At 40.7% G+C, this 16,166-nt stretch carries 19 protein-coding genes; 1 reads left to right on the top strand and 18 read right to left on the bottom strand.

Features of this window, described 5'->3' with window-relative positions; genetic code table 11:
• Positions 1 to 81 precede the first annotated feature (81 nt).
• The 5 genes from rsmA to metG form a co-directional block, all read right to left on the bottom strand.
• Positions 82 to 960: a 16S rRNA (adenine(1518)-N(6)/adenine(1519)-N(6))-dimethyltransferase RsmA gene (rsmA, locus tag ACTJJD_RS18725; protein WP_024719357.1), complete on the bottom strand. Its 879-nt coding sequence runs from the start codon at positions 958 to 960 to the stop codon at positions 82 to 84.
• Entirely contained in the window at positions 953 to 1,513 is a 561-nt protein-coding gene (rnmV, locus tag ACTJJD_RS18720) for a ribonuclease M5 (RefSeq protein WP_008341876.1), read from the bottom strand. The genes rsmA and rnmV overlap by 8 nt, the downstream gene beginning before the upstream one ends.
• A gap of 160 nt (positions 1,514 to 1,673) precedes the next feature.
• Positions 1,674 to 2,876, bottom strand: a complete 1,203-nt coding sequence (locus ACTJJD_RS18715) for a ubiquitin-like domain-containing protein (RefSeq protein ID WP_440608739.1) — start codon at positions 2,874 to 2,876, stop codon at positions 1,674 to 1,676.
• A gap of 244 nt (positions 2,877 to 3,120) precedes the next feature.
• Positions 3,121 to 3,888, bottom strand: a complete 768-nt coding sequence (locus tag ACTJJD_RS18710) for a TatD family hydrolase (RefSeq protein WP_007496220.1) — start codon at positions 3,886 to 3,888, stop codon at positions 3,121 to 3,123.
• Positions 3,889 to 3,969: 81 nt separating this feature from the next.
• On the bottom strand, positions 3,970 to 5,970 hold the full coding sequence (gene metG / locus ACTJJD_RS18705) for a methionine--tRNA ligase (protein WP_008341884.1): 2,001 nt from the start codon (positions 5,968 to 5,970) through the stop codon (positions 3,970 to 3,972).
• 519 nt (positions 5,971 to 6,489) lie between these two features.
• Between metG and ACTJJD_RS18700 the strand changes: the two genes are divergently transcribed.
• Positions 6,490 to 6,780: an AbrB/MazE/SpoVT family DNA-binding domain-containing protein gene (locus ACTJJD_RS18700; protein WP_087975202.1), complete on the top strand. Its 291-nt coding sequence runs from the start codon at positions 6,490 to 6,492 to the stop codon at positions 6,778 to 6,780.
• 44 nt (positions 6,781 to 6,824) lie between these two features.
• Here the strand turns inward: ACTJJD_RS18700 and rsmI are convergent, their stop codons facing one another.
• The 13 genes from rsmI to ACTJJD_RS18635 form a co-directional block, all read right to left on the bottom strand.
• A complete protein-coding gene (rsmI, locus tag ACTJJD_RS18695; RefSeq protein WP_008341890.1) occupies positions 6,825 to 7,706 on the bottom strand; it encodes a 16S rRNA (cytidine(1402)-2'-O)-methyltransferase in 882 nt (293 codons plus the stop codon).
• On the bottom strand, positions 7,681 to 7,980 hold the full coding sequence (locus ACTJJD_RS18690) for a GIY-YIG nuclease family protein (protein WP_046342410.1): 300 nt from the start codon (positions 7,978 to 7,980) through the stop codon (positions 7,681 to 7,683). Before ACTJJD_RS18690 ends, rsmI begins: the two co-directional genes overlap by 26 nt.
• The gene (locus ACTJJD_RS18685; RefSeq protein WP_017359328.1) at positions 7,967 to 8,710 is read right to left on the bottom strand and encodes a tRNA1(Val) (adenine(37)-N6)-methyltransferase; all 744 of its coding nucleotides are present in this window, start codon (positions 8,708 to 8,710) and stop codon (positions 7,967 to 7,969) included. The genes ACTJJD_RS18690 and ACTJJD_RS18685 overlap by 14 nt, the downstream gene beginning before the upstream one ends.
• 55 nt (positions 8,711 to 8,765) lie before the next feature.
• The gene (gene yabA, locus ACTJJD_RS18680; RefSeq protein WP_007496228.1) at positions 8,766 to 9,119 is read right to left on the bottom strand and encodes a DNA replication initiation control protein YabA; all 354 of its coding nucleotides are present in this window, start codon (positions 9,117 to 9,119) and stop codon (positions 8,766 to 8,768) included.
• A 14-nt stretch (positions 9,120 to 9,133) separates the two neighbouring features.
• Positions 9,134 to 9,961 (bottom strand): PSP1 domain-containing protein, encoded by an 828-nt coding sequence (locus tag ACTJJD_RS18675; RefSeq protein WP_024719352.1) that lies wholly within the window; start codon positions 9,959 to 9,961, stop codon positions 9,134 to 9,136.
• 2 nt (positions 9,962 to 9,963) lie between these two features.
• Entirely contained in the window at positions 9,964 to 10,953 is a 990-nt protein-coding gene (gene holB, locus ACTJJD_RS18670) for a DNA polymerase III subunit delta' (RefSeq protein WP_007496231.1), read from the bottom strand.
• A gap of 11 nt (positions 10,954 to 10,964) precedes the next feature.
• Positions 10,965 to 11,405, bottom strand: coding sequence for a YaaR family protein (locus ACTJJD_RS18665; protein ID WP_035391564.1), 441 nt, complete (start codon positions 11,403 to 11,405; stop codon positions 10,965 to 10,967).
• A 12-nt stretch (positions 11,406 to 11,417) separates the two neighbouring features.
• Complete coding sequence (locus tag ACTJJD_RS18660; protein ID WP_012008640.1) at positions 11,418 to 11,747, bottom strand: cyclic-di-AMP receptor; 330 nt, start codon at positions 11,745 to 11,747, stop codon at positions 11,418 to 11,420.
• 79 nt (positions 11,748 to 11,826) lie between these two features.
• Positions 11,827 to 12,465, bottom strand: coding sequence for a dTMP kinase (tmk, locus tag ACTJJD_RS18655; protein ID WP_007496237.1), 639 nt, complete (start codon positions 12,463 to 12,465; stop codon positions 11,827 to 11,829).
• Positions 12,462 to 13,868 (bottom strand): aminotransferase class I/II-fold pyridoxal phosphate-dependent enzyme, encoded by a 1,407-nt coding sequence (locus ACTJJD_RS18650; protein ID WP_440608738.1) that lies wholly within the window; start codon positions 13,866 to 13,868, stop codon positions 12,462 to 12,464. The genes tmk and ACTJJD_RS18650 overlap by 4 nt, the downstream gene beginning before the upstream one ends.
• 77 nt (positions 13,869 to 13,945) lie before the next feature.
• Positions 13,946 to 15,010 carry a toxic anion resistance protein gene (locus tag ACTJJD_RS18645; RefSeq protein ID WP_440608737.1) on the bottom strand — a complete coding sequence of 355 codons (1,065 nt, stop codon included), beginning with the start codon at positions 15,008 to 15,010 and terminating at the stop codon, positions 13,946 to 13,948.
• A gap of 21 nt (positions 15,011 to 15,031) precedes the next feature.
• Positions 15,032 to 15,646 (bottom strand): 5-bromo-4-chloroindolyl phosphate hydrolysis family protein, encoded by a 615-nt coding sequence (locus tag ACTJJD_RS18640; RefSeq protein ID WP_046342403.1) that lies wholly within the window; start codon positions 15,644 to 15,646, stop codon positions 15,032 to 15,034.
• A gap of 128 nt (positions 15,647 to 15,774) precedes the next feature.
• Entirely contained in the window at positions 15,775 to 15,966 is a 192-nt protein-coding gene (locus ACTJJD_RS18635; RefSeq protein ID WP_017359334.1) for a sigma factor G inhibitor Gin, read from the bottom strand.
• Between the last annotated feature and the right edge of the window lie 200 nt (positions 15,967 to 16,166).

Here is a 16,166-nt window from a genome sequence, read left to right as displayed (position 1 = left end):
CGGAGCGAATTTGACATTCGTGAGCACCAGCGCGCAGGACTGACACCGAATGCGAGGGTTTGTCTACACGCTGAAAAGCCCTTATGAGAGGGCTTTGTGTAAAACATTGGACAAACGGGCAAATTCATCGATTGACAATGATTCACCGCGGCGTTTCCCATCAACCTCAGCTGTTACAAGGGCTTCTTCAATGATGGCTTTATGTTTCTTGCCATCTGGCAGATTGTTCATCAAGTTATTCATCAATGTCTTCCGGCGCTGGCCAAAACTCGCACGAATCAGTTGAAAGAAAAACGTATCATTGTCTACTGAGACTGCAGGTGTTTCACGAACAGTTAGTTTGATCACCGCTGAATCCACATTCGGTTGTGGGACGAAAACCGTTTTCGGCACAACCATGACCGTCTTCGCTTCTGTATAAAATTGCACTGCAATCGACAAAGAGTTGTATTCTTTTGATGAAGGAGCAGCGGCCATGCGATCTGCTACTTCTTTTTGCAGCATGACAACGATTCCTTTCAATGGAAGGTTTTCTTCAAGCAATTTCATAATAATTGGTGTCGTCACATAATAAGGAAGGTTTGCTACGACCATTACTTCTTTACAGTCAGCAAATTGTTCTTCAATCACCTTTCTTACATCTGCTTTTAATACGTCTTGATGAATAATGGTGACATTATCATATGGAGAAAGCGTATCGTTTAAAATCGGCAATAGTCGCTGGTCGATTTCAAAAGCCGTGACTTTCTTTGCCCGTTTGGCGAGCTGTTCAGTCAACGCACCGATACCAGGGCCAATTTCAATTACACCTGTCTCATCCGTAATCTCTGCATGATCGACAATGCGATCTAAAATATTCGTATCAATTAAAAAGTTTTGCCCTAAGCTCTTTTTAAAAGAGAAACCGTACTTCTTCAGTATTTCCTTCGTTCTGATGGGCGTGGCAATATCTTTATTCATCGGCTTCCTCCTGCATGACGGTCTTTAAGGCCGCAATAAAATCCTCTTTCGTTATTTGGAACATGTGAAGACGCTTTTGCAGCTGCTTCGCATTTGTATATCCTATATTTAAAAGCACACCTAATCGTTCGCGGCGGCGTTTTGATGCTTCGCCTCCGATAAGGCCTGCGTCAAATAAATCGTCTAACGTAATCTCGCTTTCTGATTCTTCCATTTCCTCATGGACATGTGCAAGGCATTCTCGAATACTATCCAAGGAAGCATGCTCGACACCAATTCCTTTGTCCCGCTTCGCTTTCGCAAGGTGTTTTGGTAAAAAGGCGTGCTTACAGCCAGGGACAGCCTCTGCGATGGTTTTACGGATCTTTTCCCCAGGGAAATCAGGATCAGTTAAAATGATAACCCCCCTCGTCTCCTGAGCAAGACGCACTTGTTGAATGACTGTATCGCCAATGGCAGATCCATTCGTTTCAATCGTATCTGCATCAACTGCCATTTTTACTCTAGCAGTGTCGTCACGCCCCTCCACCACAATGATTTCTTTGATTTTCATGTATTCCTCCGCTTGCAAAAACAATCTACATTTTTTTGTCAAAAAATGAAACCTTCCATGCTGTTTTTGCGTCTAATTAATTAGAAAACAGTGCTTCTATTATAACCAAAAAAACAGAGGGTGCGCAAAGCCCTCTGTTCATATAAATGATTTGATGTGTTTATTTGAGCACTCTAATTTTCACTCGTTTATTTCCCCATTGATAAGCTGCCGACTTACTTGGGACGAACACATCAATTTTATTCCCTTTTATAGCAGATCCAGTGTCTGATGCAACGGCATACCCATAGCCTTCCACATACACTTTAGAGCCCAGCGGAATGACACTCGGGTCAACTGCTATGACCTTTGCACCTGGATTTGCTTTTAAATTAAAGCCTGTAGACGTTCTGCCCGTACATCCAGCACAGCTCGCTGTATAGGCTGTAGACGTCACATAGAACTCTTTTCCTGACGATTCATTACTTCTTGAAACCGCAGGGGACGCCTTAGGTTCTTTCTTGGACACTTGTGTACCAACGGCCACTAAACGATCCTTACTGTCTTTTGCAGTAACCTCTTTAATTAATTCTTTAGACACCACTTTGCCGTTTTCTTTCACAATGGCATAGTGCTTCTTTAATTTACCTTCTTCACCTTTTTCAAGCACCTTCTCTTTTCCTTTTTCAAGAGATCGATCCTTTTTATGTTTGGTATCAAAAGCAATTTTCTCTTCCACTACATCGGTGACTTTTTCCACCCGAGTGATCTTCACATCTGCGCTTTTTTTAGAAAGGTGATTATGTAACGCAGGTTTGATCTTATCGTGCTTCTTGAGCTTCAGCTCTTGTTGCTTTAAAAAGTCAGCGACCGTAGTCGAAGTGGTCCACACTTTCTTATCCTTTCCTCCATCGTTTAAGCTGACCTGGAAGGCCTGCTGAACCACAAGATCCATATTCTTTTTAATCTTGTCATTCTTTCCTGGAGTGACTTGATCGTGCTTCCCAATATCTATCTTCTCATTCTTCAATAATGCTCCAACCGTCTGATCTGTTGTCCATATCGTTTTCTCTTTCCCATCTAGGGTGAGATGAACCGGTTTAGCCGCATCATACACAATGTTCATGTTGTCTTGAATCTTTGTATTTAGACTTGGAGAGATATGATCCTCCGCCTTGGTCCTTATTCCAAGGTCTGAAAGCAGCTGTGCTACTGTCTCTTCATGTGTACGAATTGTCTTCTCTTTGCCATTGATTGAAATGGTAATAGACTGCTTAGTGAGCTCATGCGCACCGTAAGCCGTCCCAGTTCCAGCTAAAAGCAAGCAAGCGACTAGAAATAAAACCTTGCCTTTTCCTAGCTTGACAGAAAACAGATTTTTCATTTTTTGTACGATGAAAAACGCCTCCTTCTCCTCGGAGAGATTATATAGAGTATCTCAAAACCTGTCAACCCTTCCACCCACTGTACAAAAATGCTCGATTGTAAACCTATTATGGGAGATTTTTGGAAGGAAGGGAAGAAAGACTTATCGACAACTTATCCTATGAGGAGGCGCAAACGTGTAGAACTTTTTCGTTATGTTTCACAATTGGACAAGCTTAAACAAGGATTGACATCATATACTGTCAGTTTATACGGAAAACTTTTTTCGCATTTTCTGTTGTCAATGCAGCAAGCTCTTCAAAGCTCATTTCTCGCAATTCAGCAATTTGTTCTGCGATATATTTCACATAACTCGGCTCATTACGTTTCCCTCTAAATGGCGCTGGAGTTAAATATGGACAGTCTGTTTCAATCAACAGACGATCACTTGGAATATCCTTTACAACTTCCTTTGGTTTTTTTGCATTTTTAAATGTCACAGGTCCACCAAATGAGATATAAAAGTTCATTTCCATACACGCTTTTGCAATTTCGAGGCTGCCAGTAAAGCAGTGCATAATTCCTCCAACTTCTGCCGCTCCTTCTTCTTTTAAGATCGTCACTACATCTTCCGTAGCGTCACGGTTATGAATGATAATTGGTAGATTCACTTCTTTCGCAAGAGCAATTTGACGTCTAAAGACTTCTTTTTGCACATCTTTTGGCGACTTGTCCCAATAGTAATCTAGACCCATTTCTCCAATGGCAACAACCTTTTCATGCTGAGATAATTCTTTGATCCAAGCCAAATCTTCATCTGTCATATCAATGGCATCAACAGGATGCCAGCCGATGGCTGCATAAATAAAATCATATGCTTCAATTAGCTCCATCGCTCTCGTAATGGTTGGACGATCAAACCCGACCACCACAATCTTCTCTACCTTTTCACTTTTGGCTCTTTCAATCACCTGCTCTAAGTCTTCATTATATTGTTCAGCATTTAAGTGGGCATGTGTATCAAATAACATGGTTGATTGCTCCTTTCGACAATTCTTCTGAAAAACAAAAGGTGTTCGACGAAATGTTACACGTGGAACACCTTTGTTGAATTATAAAATTTTTGTTCCATTTGCTAGAGATTGATCTACTTCAAGAACCTGTAATTTACCACCAGTTTCTCCAGTTAAAATCATTCCCTGGGAAATTTCCCCTCTTAGTTTAACTGGTGTGAGATTCGCTACGCAGACGAGCTTCTTCCCTACCAATTCTTCTGGTTGATAATGCTTGGCAATCCCTGAGACAATTTGTCTCTTTTCAAATCCAAAATCAAGCTGAAGCTTTAAGAGACGATCAGCTTTTTTCACTGGTGCTGCTTCCAATACTTGTGCTACACGAAGGTCAACTTTCGAAAAATCATCGAAGGCGATTTCGGCACCCAGCTCAGGTAATTCAGTTTCTTCTATTTCAACTGTCTCTTCTTCTACCTTAGGCGCACTTCCCTGCATCTTCTCTTTAATGTATGCCACTTCTTCTTCAACCTCTAAACGAGGGAACAATGGCTCACCTTTTTGTACCGTCGCTTTTTGGATCGCACCGAAAGAAAGAATGCTTTCCCAGCTTTTGAGTTTCTCTTCTTCAATTCCAAGCTGGAAGAAGATTTTCTCAGGTGTTTTTGTTAAGAATGGCGTTAACAACACAGCTGTGATTCGGAGTGATTCTGCTAAATGGTACATCACCGAATGCAGTTCTTTTCGTTTTGTTTCATCCTTTGCTAACACCCATGGAGCTGTTTGATCAATATATTTATTTGTTCTGCTGATTAATGTCCAAACATTTGAAAGAGCCACTGAGAATTCGAGGTTTTCCATCGCTTCTTCATAGGCTTTCACCGTTTGTTCAGCTACAGCTTTTAGTTCCTCATCAAACTCATTGACTGGTCCCTTATAGCTGCTTAATGTACCGTCGAAGTATTTTTGCACCATCGCCACTGTACGATTAAGCAAGTTTCCTAAATCATTGGCAAGGTCATAGTTTACACGTTCCACGAATCCTTCTGGTGTAAACACACCGTCTGCACCAAATGGTACTTCGCGTAGCAGATAATAACGAAGAGCATCAAGACCATAGCGATCAATTAACGTAACAGGATCTACTACGTTCCCTTTTGATTTAGACATTTTTCCATCTTTCATGAGCAGCCAGCCATGTGCAAAAATTTGTTTTGGCAACGGCAGATCAAGTGCCATAAGCATAATTGGCCAGTAAATTGTATGGAATCGTACAATTTCTTTCCCGACTAGGTGTACGTTGGCAGGCCAATATTTTTTATATTTTTCATCTTGATCGGTTCCGTAGCCAATCGCTGTTAAGTAGTTGAATAACGCATCAATCCATACATAGATGACGTGCTTCGGATTATTAGGTACTTTAATGCCCCAATCAAAGGTTGTTCTTGATACAGCTAAATCCTCTAACCCCGGTTTAATGAAGTTATTAATCATTTCATTCTTTCTTGATTCAGGCTGAATGAACGACGGGTTCTTTTCGTAATAGTCTAGTAAGCGATCAGCATACTTACTCATACGGAAGAAATATGATTCCTCTTTAATCAATTCAACAGGGTGTCCACTGTCTGGGCTTTTCCCTCCAATGACTTCCCCTTTCTCATTTCGCTCAACATCAACAAGCTGTGTTTCCGTATAGAATGTTTCATCAGGAATACTGTACCAGCCCTCATATTGATCTAAATAAATATCTCCTTGATCAAGCAGCTTTTGAAAGACTTGCTCAATGATTTTCGTATGTCTTTTTTCCGTTGTACGAATGAAATCATCGTTTGAAATGTCGAGTTTCTTCCATAATGATTTAATGTCAGCAACGACAGGATCTAAATACTCAATCGGTGTAATATTTTGTTCTTCAGCTTTTTGCTGAATTTTTTGTCCGTGCTCATCAGTACCCGTTAAATACATCACATCATAGCCTTGCAGACGTTTATAACGAGCCATGGCATCCCCTGCCACTGTCGTATAAGCATGTCCAATATGTAATTTTCCGCTCGGATAGTAAATTGGTGTAGTCAGATAAAACGTTTTTTTCTTTTCCGGCATGTCGGAACCTCCTGCTTGTGTGTAAATGTCAAAAACTCCCGCCCAATGGACGAGAGCGGTCATCATACTTCATTAAAATGTGTCAGATCATTTCATTATGTTTTGCACTTGTGCTTTCTCTATGATACCATCTTAGCCTTTAAGATCAAGCATATATACATAGAACAGATTGAAATGAACGAAAAAGATGAGTTTTTCGAAAAAAACGATAAACCGCTCGACATTTTGTCGAATATTGTCGTATGAAATCTATTTCCAGATTTACAATTGGCTAAATTAGGGCAAAAGTCTTGTTAATCTGTTATCGTCATTTTTCATATTTTTATAGATAAATTCTGAAAAATCCTTATACACCGGTAGTTTCAAGGTCCTTTGACTTTAAGAGTCATATTTTACAAACAATAGTAAACAAAATGATTGACGATTTATGGAAACCTTGTTATGCTAGGAATGTAAGGAATTTGTCGAATAATGACGAAGATAATATTATATTAAGAATAAGAACTTTTTGGGAGGAGAATGAAGATGAAATCTACAGGTATTGTACGTAAAGTTGACGAATTAGGACGCGTGGTGATTCCAATCGAGCTTCGCCGTACGTTAGGAATCGCAGAAAAAGACGCTTTGGAAATTTATGTTGATGATGAAAAAATTATCCTAAAAAAATATAAACCAAACATGACTTGCCAAGTAACAGGTGAAGTATCAGACGATAACCTTAAACTTGCTAATGGTAAATTAGTTCTTAGCCGTGAAGGTGCAGAGCAAATCATTAACGAAATCCAAAACCAACTTCAATCACAAAAATAAGTTTTATATAAAAAGGTTCTTGCACCGTTTGCAAGAACCTTTCTTTATTGTTCAATATGATACGCATCATAGATCGTCCGCTTTGGCACACCACGTTCGACCGCAGTACGTTTAATAGCCTCTTTTGACGTTAACCCTTCCTCTATGTAATGGATCACGTGCTCTTTTTCAGATAAAGAATTCCACCAAGCTTCTTCATTCAGTTCTTCTTCATCCTGATCATTTCCTTGTACGACGAGACAGAACTCACCACGGATTTGTTGTTCTGTCACCCAGGTCAGCGCATATTCTAAATCTCCACGAATAAACTCTTCAAATTTCTTTGTCAGTTCTCTCGTAATGGCAATATTCCGGTTCCCCCACACTTCTTTCATCACAGTCAGCGTTTCTTTTAACCGATGGGGCGCTTCATAGAAAATAATGGTTTCTTGGCGTTTCTTCAATGCTTCCAGCTGTTTTTTCTTTTCCTTTTTTTGACGATCAAGAAAACCGTAAAAGAAAAATGGCTGAGGTGCGATTCCTGACGCAATGAGCGCCGTAAGTGCTGCATTTGCACCAGGTAACGGAATGACATAGCCCCCGATGTTCGTAAAGTCGCGAACCACTTCGGCTCCTGGATCAGAGATCGTCGGTAAACCGGCATCGCTCACGAGTGCAATGTTCTTTCCTTCTTTTAACCATTCGATTAACTTGTGACCACTGCTATCTTTGTTATGTTCATGATAACTCGTTAATGGGGTATCAATTTCATAGACATGACAAAGCTTTTTCGTTTGTCTCGTATCTTCTGCGGCAATATAGTCTACATCTTTTAACGTTTGTATCGCTCGAAATGTCATATCTTCTAAGTTTCCAATCGGGGTTGGTACGAGATAAAGAATACCCATTTCTGATTGACCATCAAAGCTTTTTTGTGTCTTTTTCATGTGCCGCCTCCTTTTTGATTCGCTTTTCTTCTATATACATGTCCTTTTTTCGACGTGTCCACGTTTTGAAACGATATTCCTGTTGCATGGCTTCTCTTTTGGTTAAAAAGCATTCGTGGTAATAGAGTTCCACCGGCCGTCTAGCTCTCGTATACTTTGCACCCTTCCCACTATTATGGGCAGTCAGCCTTTTTTGTAAGTCATTTGTATACCCAGCGTACAAACTGCCATCTGCACATTTCAATACATAGAAATAATGACTATGCTTCTCCATACAGTATCGTCCTGATTTCTTTTGTATACTCTTGGTCTTCTCCATAAACAAAAAGCGGCGGGAGGATTTTCAAATCCGGCTTTCCATCTTTCATCCCTTCCACTAAAATGGTATTCGCTTCTTTTCCCTGTTTCGGATATACAAATTGAATTCGTTTTGGCTCAATTCGGTATTTCTTCATCATTTCAACAATCTCAAGCAGCCGTCCAGGGCGGTGAACCATTGCCAGTTTGCCTCCTTGCTTTAACAAAGTGGAAGAAACACGAATGACATCTTCTAATGTACAATGAATCTCATGACGTGCGATCGCCAAATACTCATTTTCATTGATTTCATCCTTAGAAGGAGTCTTAAAATATGGCGGATTACAAGTAATCACGTCTACTTTGTGGTTTCCGTACCGTTTAGGCATATCATTTAAATCACCATGGATCAACTCAATCTGCTGCTCAAGTTGATTATGCGCCACACTTCTCTTTGCCATATCAAACAGGCGTTCTTGAATTTCAACCCCTGTAATAGAGGCTTTAGATCTCGTCGAAAGCAGCAATGGAACAATGCCATTTCCCGTACAAAGATCAATAATCTCCCCTTTTTGAATCGGCACATACGCAAATTTTGCTAATAACACTGCATCCAATGAAAAGGCGAACACCGTTTTACTTTGAATAATTTTCATATCTTCTGCAAGCAAGTAGTCTAAACGTTCATCTTCTCTTAACGAAACCATGATGTATCCTTTCTTTTCCTGTGAAAAAGGCTCCCGATTCAGCGGAAGCCTTTTCTCATTTTTTATTTAAAAATGACAGACAGAACAAACAGTCTCCCTCTTTCCGAATGCTCCCATAATGTACATTACAAATATGGAAGCCCTCCTGATATAAACGAGCTAGGTTATCATGACCTTCTCCTATATCAGAATGACTTGGCTTCTGGGCAGAATCATGCTCTGCCTCAGACGATTTATCTCGATCGGATTGATCCAGACGTTCACGCAAGTGCTGATTCTCCATCTGCAGCTGATGATTTTCTTCAATCACTTCACCAATATGATTTTTCAAATCACCTAGCTGGCGATAAAGAGAACCGATTTGTTCTTCTAAATTAATCACCGTATCAAATAGTTCCTTTTTATCCAAGGTGGCACACCTCGTTACTCAGTTGTTTGTGCAGATACAACGCCTTCTTGTATTAATTCTTCCCAAGTATATTCTATCACTTTTTCTTGCCCGGTTAATTCAACTTGCAAAATTCGTTCTAAAATATTAAGCCCTACTACCTTTGCAGAGCCATTAGACGTCTGAATCGTTTCACCGATGTCCGGTAATTGTTCTTTTGCTGTTTCGTACTCATCATTCTCATATTTCAAGCAGCACATTAAACGGCCGCAAAGCCCTGAAATTTTGGTAGGGTTTAACGAGAGGTTTTGATCTTTTGCCATTTTAATGGACACAGGTTCAAAATCTCCTAAGAAAGTTGAACAGCAAAGCATACGTCCACACGGACCAATGCCGCCTAGCATTTTCGCCTCGTCTCTTACACCGATTTGACGAAGTTCAATTCTCGTCTTGAAGATAGATGCAAGATCCTTGACCAGCTCACGGAAATCTACTCTGCCATCCGCTGTAAAATAGAAGATGACCTTGTTGCGGTCGAATGTAAATTCGACATCGACCAGTTTCATTTCCAGGCCGTGTTCACTTACTTTCTGAAGACATGTGTCAAAGGCTGCCATCGCTGCTTCTTTGTTCTCCTCAACGATGAGCCGGTCTCGTTCGTCTGCGACGCGAATCACCTTACGCAAAGGGAGAACCACATCGTGTTCATCTACTTTTTTATTGGCGATGACCACTTGCCCGTACTCAACACCTCTAACCGTTTCTACAATGACACAACTATCATTTTCTATATGAAATCCATTAGGATCGAAATAATAGATTTTGCCCGCTTTTTTAAAGCGAACACCAATTACGTTGTACAAGCTTATCCCTCCTGCAACATCAACACCAATTGCTCCATTAGCCCTTGGGCATTCACGTTGGATTGAAGTCTCTTTTTCGCTTCTAATACAGCAAGGATCTGATTCGTCACCATTTGCTGTGTGGAATGCAGCGCGTGCTGCTTCATTGTCTGGAATAAGTCTTGATAAATGACTTTATCTTCATTTCCTATTTGAATCGACAATACATCACGATATATAAATAAAAGCATATCAAGACCAGTTTCTTGAAGGTCTTTCTCTTTGAAAAAAGGCATCCATTGATCTTGTATATAAAAAAATGCATGTTCTTTTCGCTGGTGTAAGACTTCATACAATTTTATCACTTTCGCTCTAGACTCTGCAAACTGATCATTTCGACTTAATTCGAGTGCTTCTGCTAAATTATTGGTTAAATTCGACAAAAGCCTTGCGAGATCCTGAGACACGCCTTCTTGTAAAAGCTGCTGCTCCAAAGATTGCGGCTGCAGCGGCTGAAAGCTAAGCATCTGACATCTTGAAATAATCGTATCCAGCATTTTATGCGATTGTTCAGTGATTAAAACTGCCATCGTTTCCCGGTTGGGCTCCTCTAGGAACTTTAATAAACTGTTCGCAGCATTGACCGTCATTTTGTCCGCATGGAGAATGATATACATTTTCCGATGCGATTCTACGCCTGCTTTTGTAAATTCCTCCTGCAAAGCCTGCACTTGCGCCTTCTTAATTGATTGACCGTCAGGCTGCACTAGATGTAAATCTGGATGGTTGCCAGACTGAATTCTTTTGCAGTTTTGACAGGACTCGCATGGTTTCACTCCTGCTTCCAAACAAAAAAAGCTCTTCGCTAAAAGCATCGCAGCATCTAGCTTTCCTGTCCCTTTTTTTCCTTCAAATAAGTAAGCATGAGCCAGTCGGTCTTTATCAATACTATTAAAAATCAGCCGCATGACGCGCGGCTGCAACTCATTCATGTCATCCCAGCTAATTGCCATGTTATCACTCTCTATGTGTAAAGGTTAATCAATAAACCTTTTATTTCTCCAATACGTTCAAGCAAATCAATCGAGGGTTTCTCCTGATTCATCATATCCTCTGTTAACTCAATCAGCTTTTCATCTAATGCTTTGACTAAAGCGAGTGTTCGCGTGTTGCCATAAATGTCAAAGCTCCTTGATGTCTCTATATTTAATCCATTATCGACTGTTTCTTTTACAAAGCGTTTCACAAGTCCTTTAAACCTAGCCAAATCTTTAAGGTTTCGTGACTTTGTCAGTTTCTTGCCGAAGACTTCGATATCGCTCAGCATGACTGTCAGCTGCTCTAAACGCAGTTTACCGCTTTGTGTCTCCATCGATGATTTAAACGATGCTGAAGTTTGGCTTCCTTTCATCGCTTGAAGTTCACGCTTTTCTAAAAGCAGCCGCATATCTTGATTAATTTTCACAGCAACCCATCCTTAAAATTGATGAAATTGTTCAACTGGCAGAATAAAGACGGTAGCTCCACCAACTTCAACCTCAACAGGGTATGGTACATATGAATCTGCATTTCCACCCATTGGTGATACAGGCGCGATCATTTGATCTCGTTTACGGCAATTTTCCTTGATTAGCTGTAACGCTTTATCCACTCGGACATCATCGCAACCAATGATAAAAGTCGTATTCCCAGACTTTAGAAATCCACCAGTCGAAGCTAATTTTGTCACGCCGAATTGATGTTCGGTCAATATTTTCAATAACTTGCTGCTATCTTGATCCTGTACAACGGCAACAATTAATTTCATTTGAATGGCCTCCTTCATTTTAGGCACAGGTGACATGCCGATGTCTTCCTCTATATTATAACAACGATTGGGAATGAGGTCATATTTGATTTTTCTTTAATGTGTCCTGAATCAGCTGAAACACTTCATTAAAGACATCCTGAACAGGCTGAGACGCATCTACTACACGGAATCGTTCTGGTGATTGCGCAATCAGCAGCTCATATCCTTCTCTGACCATTTGATGAAAATTCAGTGTTTCCATGTCTAATCGATTTTTTTCTCTTCCTTGATTGGCATCAATTCGCTTTAGACCTTCCTCTGGTGTAATGGAAAAATAAATGGTCATTTGCGGCATCGTGCCATCAATGGCAAAATCATTAATGGATTTGACTTCTTCAATCCCAAGCCCTCTCGCATAGCCCTGATAAGCAAGGGAGCTGTCTACAAAACGATCACATAAAACAGTTTCCCCCCGCTTCAATGCCGGTTCTACTTTCTCAGCCAAATGCTGCCTTCTAGCTGCTGCATAAAGCAATGCCTCTGTTTTTGCGTCCATTTTTGTATTTTTTTCATTTAAAATGACTTCACGAATTTGCTCTGCAATATCAATGCCTCCGGGCTCACGTGTCGCCATCACTGCATAGCCTTGACGTTCCATTTCTTCGTACACTTTTCGAATCACTGTCGTTTTTCCAGCACCCTCTGGCCCTTCAAACGTAATAAACATACCGCTCATAGTGTCTCCTCTTCTATATAAACATATAATTTTCTCTGGTGAATCACCTGACTTGCTTGCACATGAACTTGATGCCCAAGCAAACGGCTTAACGTCGCAACTTGATCTGATTCAATAGGTTCTCCTTTGATCATCAAAGGAATGCCAGGCGGATAGGGAATGACCGATTCTGCACTAATCCGGCCAGCTGCTTTTTCGAATGGAACAGCTTCTACATCTCGCTTTTGCTGATCGTGCTCTAAGAAGAGCGATCCCGTTTGAGGCTCTTTTTTTATAAGCAATGAATCACTTTGCTGAAGAGCCTGCTCTATAGCTGTAAAAGGAACGTCCTTTGTCTGTCCTAGACCAAAAACGAGTAAGACTTGATGTTCATCCGCAAGTTCTGGGTGAACCTCCACCGACTCAAGCACCTTTTTGAGTTCATAGCCTGTCAGCCCTTTTGTTGAACGAATGACACATTTTAATGGATCCATAGGTAAAGAGTCAGACTCAACCACTTCGAGATTGGAGATCATATTGAACTGTGCTTTCAGATTTGCCAAGTCTCTCATGATTTCGTCCATTAACCCTTTTCCCTTCAACTCCTCCACATAAGCTCTCGCCACATCTAACGAAGCCATAATTGGATAGGAAGGTGAACTGCTTTGAAGCATCGTTAATAACGTCTTTATCCGCTTCACATCAATTCGGTCTCCTTGAAGATGAAGATAAGACCCCATCGTCATTGCCGGAAGGGTTTTATGTGCTGATTGTACCACCACGTCTGCTCCATAGGAAAGGGCAGATGGAGGAAAGGCACCGCCTAATACAAAATGAGCACCATGTGCCTCATCAACTAATACAATGATGCCAGCTTCATGACACATTTGAATGAGCCCTGATAAATCCGCTGCATGTCCGTAGTAGTTCGGATATGTCAAAACGATTGCCCGGCAGTTAGGATGTGTCGCCATAGCTTGTTTGACTGTTTCCTCCGTCACATGAGTTGGGACGTGCAAGTACGGATCACTCTCAGTTTCTAACATAATAGGCGTCGCTCCCGCAAGCTCAATCGCATGGAACACAGACTTATGACAATTTCGCTGAACGAAAATGCCCTCCCCAGCCTGACACGCAGACATCACCATTGCCAAATTGCCAACGGTTGTGCCATTCACAAGGAAAAAACTTTGTTTAGCTCCATATAGCTTTGCCAATAAATCCTCTGCCTCTTGAATCACCCCAGTCGGATGGTGAAGATCATCTAGACCTTCAAGTTCTGTCACATCCAGCTGAAGAATAGATGCATAATAGGACCGTGCCTCATCAAAAAAGACATCTCCATTGTGATGTCCCGGAACGTGAAAAGAATAGGGCTTCTTTTCCGCATGTTGTGATAATGCTGTATATAAAGGTGTTTTCAAACAAATCGACCCTTTTCACTTAAACGATATCTTATATCTATTATAACGTTCAAACAAGTGAACTGAAAGATGGATTCTCATTCCTTTATTGGTTTATGATTCACCAGCTTCTGCTCTGCCTCATACATGCTGCTTTTTAATTGTGCTCGTTCTTGGCTCCCATGTTCTTTTACCTCCAACGTTTCCTGCAATGTTTCGGCCAATTGGCGCTGAACCTTTTTCAACGTATCTATAGGCGTTAAGGATGCATCTTCAAGAAGCTGTCCTTGCTGCTTCGATACCTGTTCATATGTTTGCTGGATACGCTGCTCAAGCGCTGAATTGGCTCGCTGCTGAATATGATTGAACGCAATCGACATTTGGTTGATCCATAAAGGAATTGATGCGGAAACAGTTGATTGAATATGATTGGCTAATGTATGGTTTGTATGCTGAATCATTCGAATTTGGGCATTACATTGCAGTGCAATTTGACGGCTCAACAGCAAATCATACTTCCGTTCTTTTAATCTCTCCATATATTCTTCTTCATCGACTTCCCGACTCATCAATTGCTCCTCTAATGTCCGATCATGTGACTGTGTTGATTCTGTTAGGGCATGTCGCTCTAACAGCGTCAATTTTGCTTCAACTGCTGCAACCTGTAACGTCATCTCTTGAAAGTATGATTGATTTTCTTCAAATAAACGCTCCAATAACTTATGGTCCGAAATTAACACGCCTCTGGCGTAACGAAGCCTTGCTGACAATCTCTCTATCTGTGCTTCTGCTTGTTTAAAACGAGATATGATCTCCTGAGTAGAACGCTTTTCTCGCTGAAAAAACCTTAAAAAAAAGCCTCGCTTCTTTGGCAATAAATCCTCTGGCTCCACTAAATGCAGTTGCTGCAAAAAAGCTTCTAGAACGTCTCCGATTTGATCAATATCTTTTTTCTCCACATATTGCATCATTTGTTTTGATTGTTCTAACAATCGTTCCTGCACACGTGTGCCATAGAAAAGCAGTTTTTGTGGATGGTCAGGGATCTTCTCAGCTCGCTGTAGCGCCTCCTGCTTTTCCTCATCAGATAAGGTATCAAACACCCGAAACGGAAGATCTGTAGTAGATCGGGCTGGTGGTATGACTGGATCTTCTGGTTTCATCGAGTTTGACTCCTTTCATGTCTATTTTTTAATCATTTTATCGGCCACTTCAAGTTCAATATGAAGTGCTTCTATATCTCTTCCTAAAACTTGCTGTAAATCAATCGTTAATTGCTTTTGCAGTTCAGTCAGCGTGACTCGAGTTTGGCTTAATGTCATTTCAAGCTCATGGCTACGATTCGGCTGATTATACAGCAGTGCATATTTCTCAGTTAATTCAACAACAGAATCCAAACTCTCAAAATAAAACCGCTGTGCATCATAAAACCGGTTCGGTTCCTTTTTTGTTATCGTATAGATGCGTCGTGCAAGCCGAAGAATTTCATAATTATGCTTGATCGTCTGTACGTTCTTCACAGCAAATAAAGCTTTCTTCAAACGAACCAGCTTTTGCCCAGCTTCTTTTAAGTGCTGTTTAATATATACATAATCACTACGAGACAGTCCGTGTTTCTTCAAAAACAACTGGAAGGCAGCCCATCGGCTTCCTGCAAACATCACACCCCACCCAATCATCGCATACAGTATCGACAATCCAACATGATGATGGAAAACACCAATACTGACAGTTAAAATCACCAGCGAAAAAAGAGTAGAGAGAACGGCCCATACAAATGTGTAAAAAATTGATTTCATGTTCATCGACTCCTATGAATAATCAGGCTCTCTGTTTATCTTATTATTTATTACGGTTGATGTCCAAACTAAGTTCCAAAAAACAGGCCCAATCCCCGATTGCCCATAAAAAAAGACCATCTAATGGTCTATGAATACAAAGGCGGCGTATGAAGATTTTTAAGCTTTCTTACATAATCAGCATAACTAGGATCCGAGGTTGATGTAGAAATTAACTTCCGTTCACAATCTCGGCATAAAAATTGATGATATAAATAAATTCCCTTTGTTTTTTTCTCTTCACAAATCAAACAAATTGCTTCTCGCTCTTTTTTGCTCATTGTGACACCTCCACTTATAGCTTCAGTATGCCCTAGCGCTTTCAATTGTATACAAAATTAAGAATGTTTTAGATGATAGTTTAGTATATGTATCCATGCCAGATCGAGTGTTTGTTCCTTTTTTAAAACACAAAAAAGACCAGTTCCGATTGGAACTGATCCTTTGAAAAGCTTGGCGGCGTCCTACTCTCACAGGGGGA

Origin of the sequence: Bacillus sp. 22446, from assembly GCF_052044955.1 — a bacterium.
GTDB classification, from domain to species: domain Bacteria; phylum Bacillota; class Bacilli; order Bacillales; family Bacillaceae; genus Bacillus; species Bacillus altitudinis.
The sequence above is the reverse complement of the archived record's forward strand: the minus strand, read 5'-3'. Positions and strand labels throughout refer to the sequence as shown.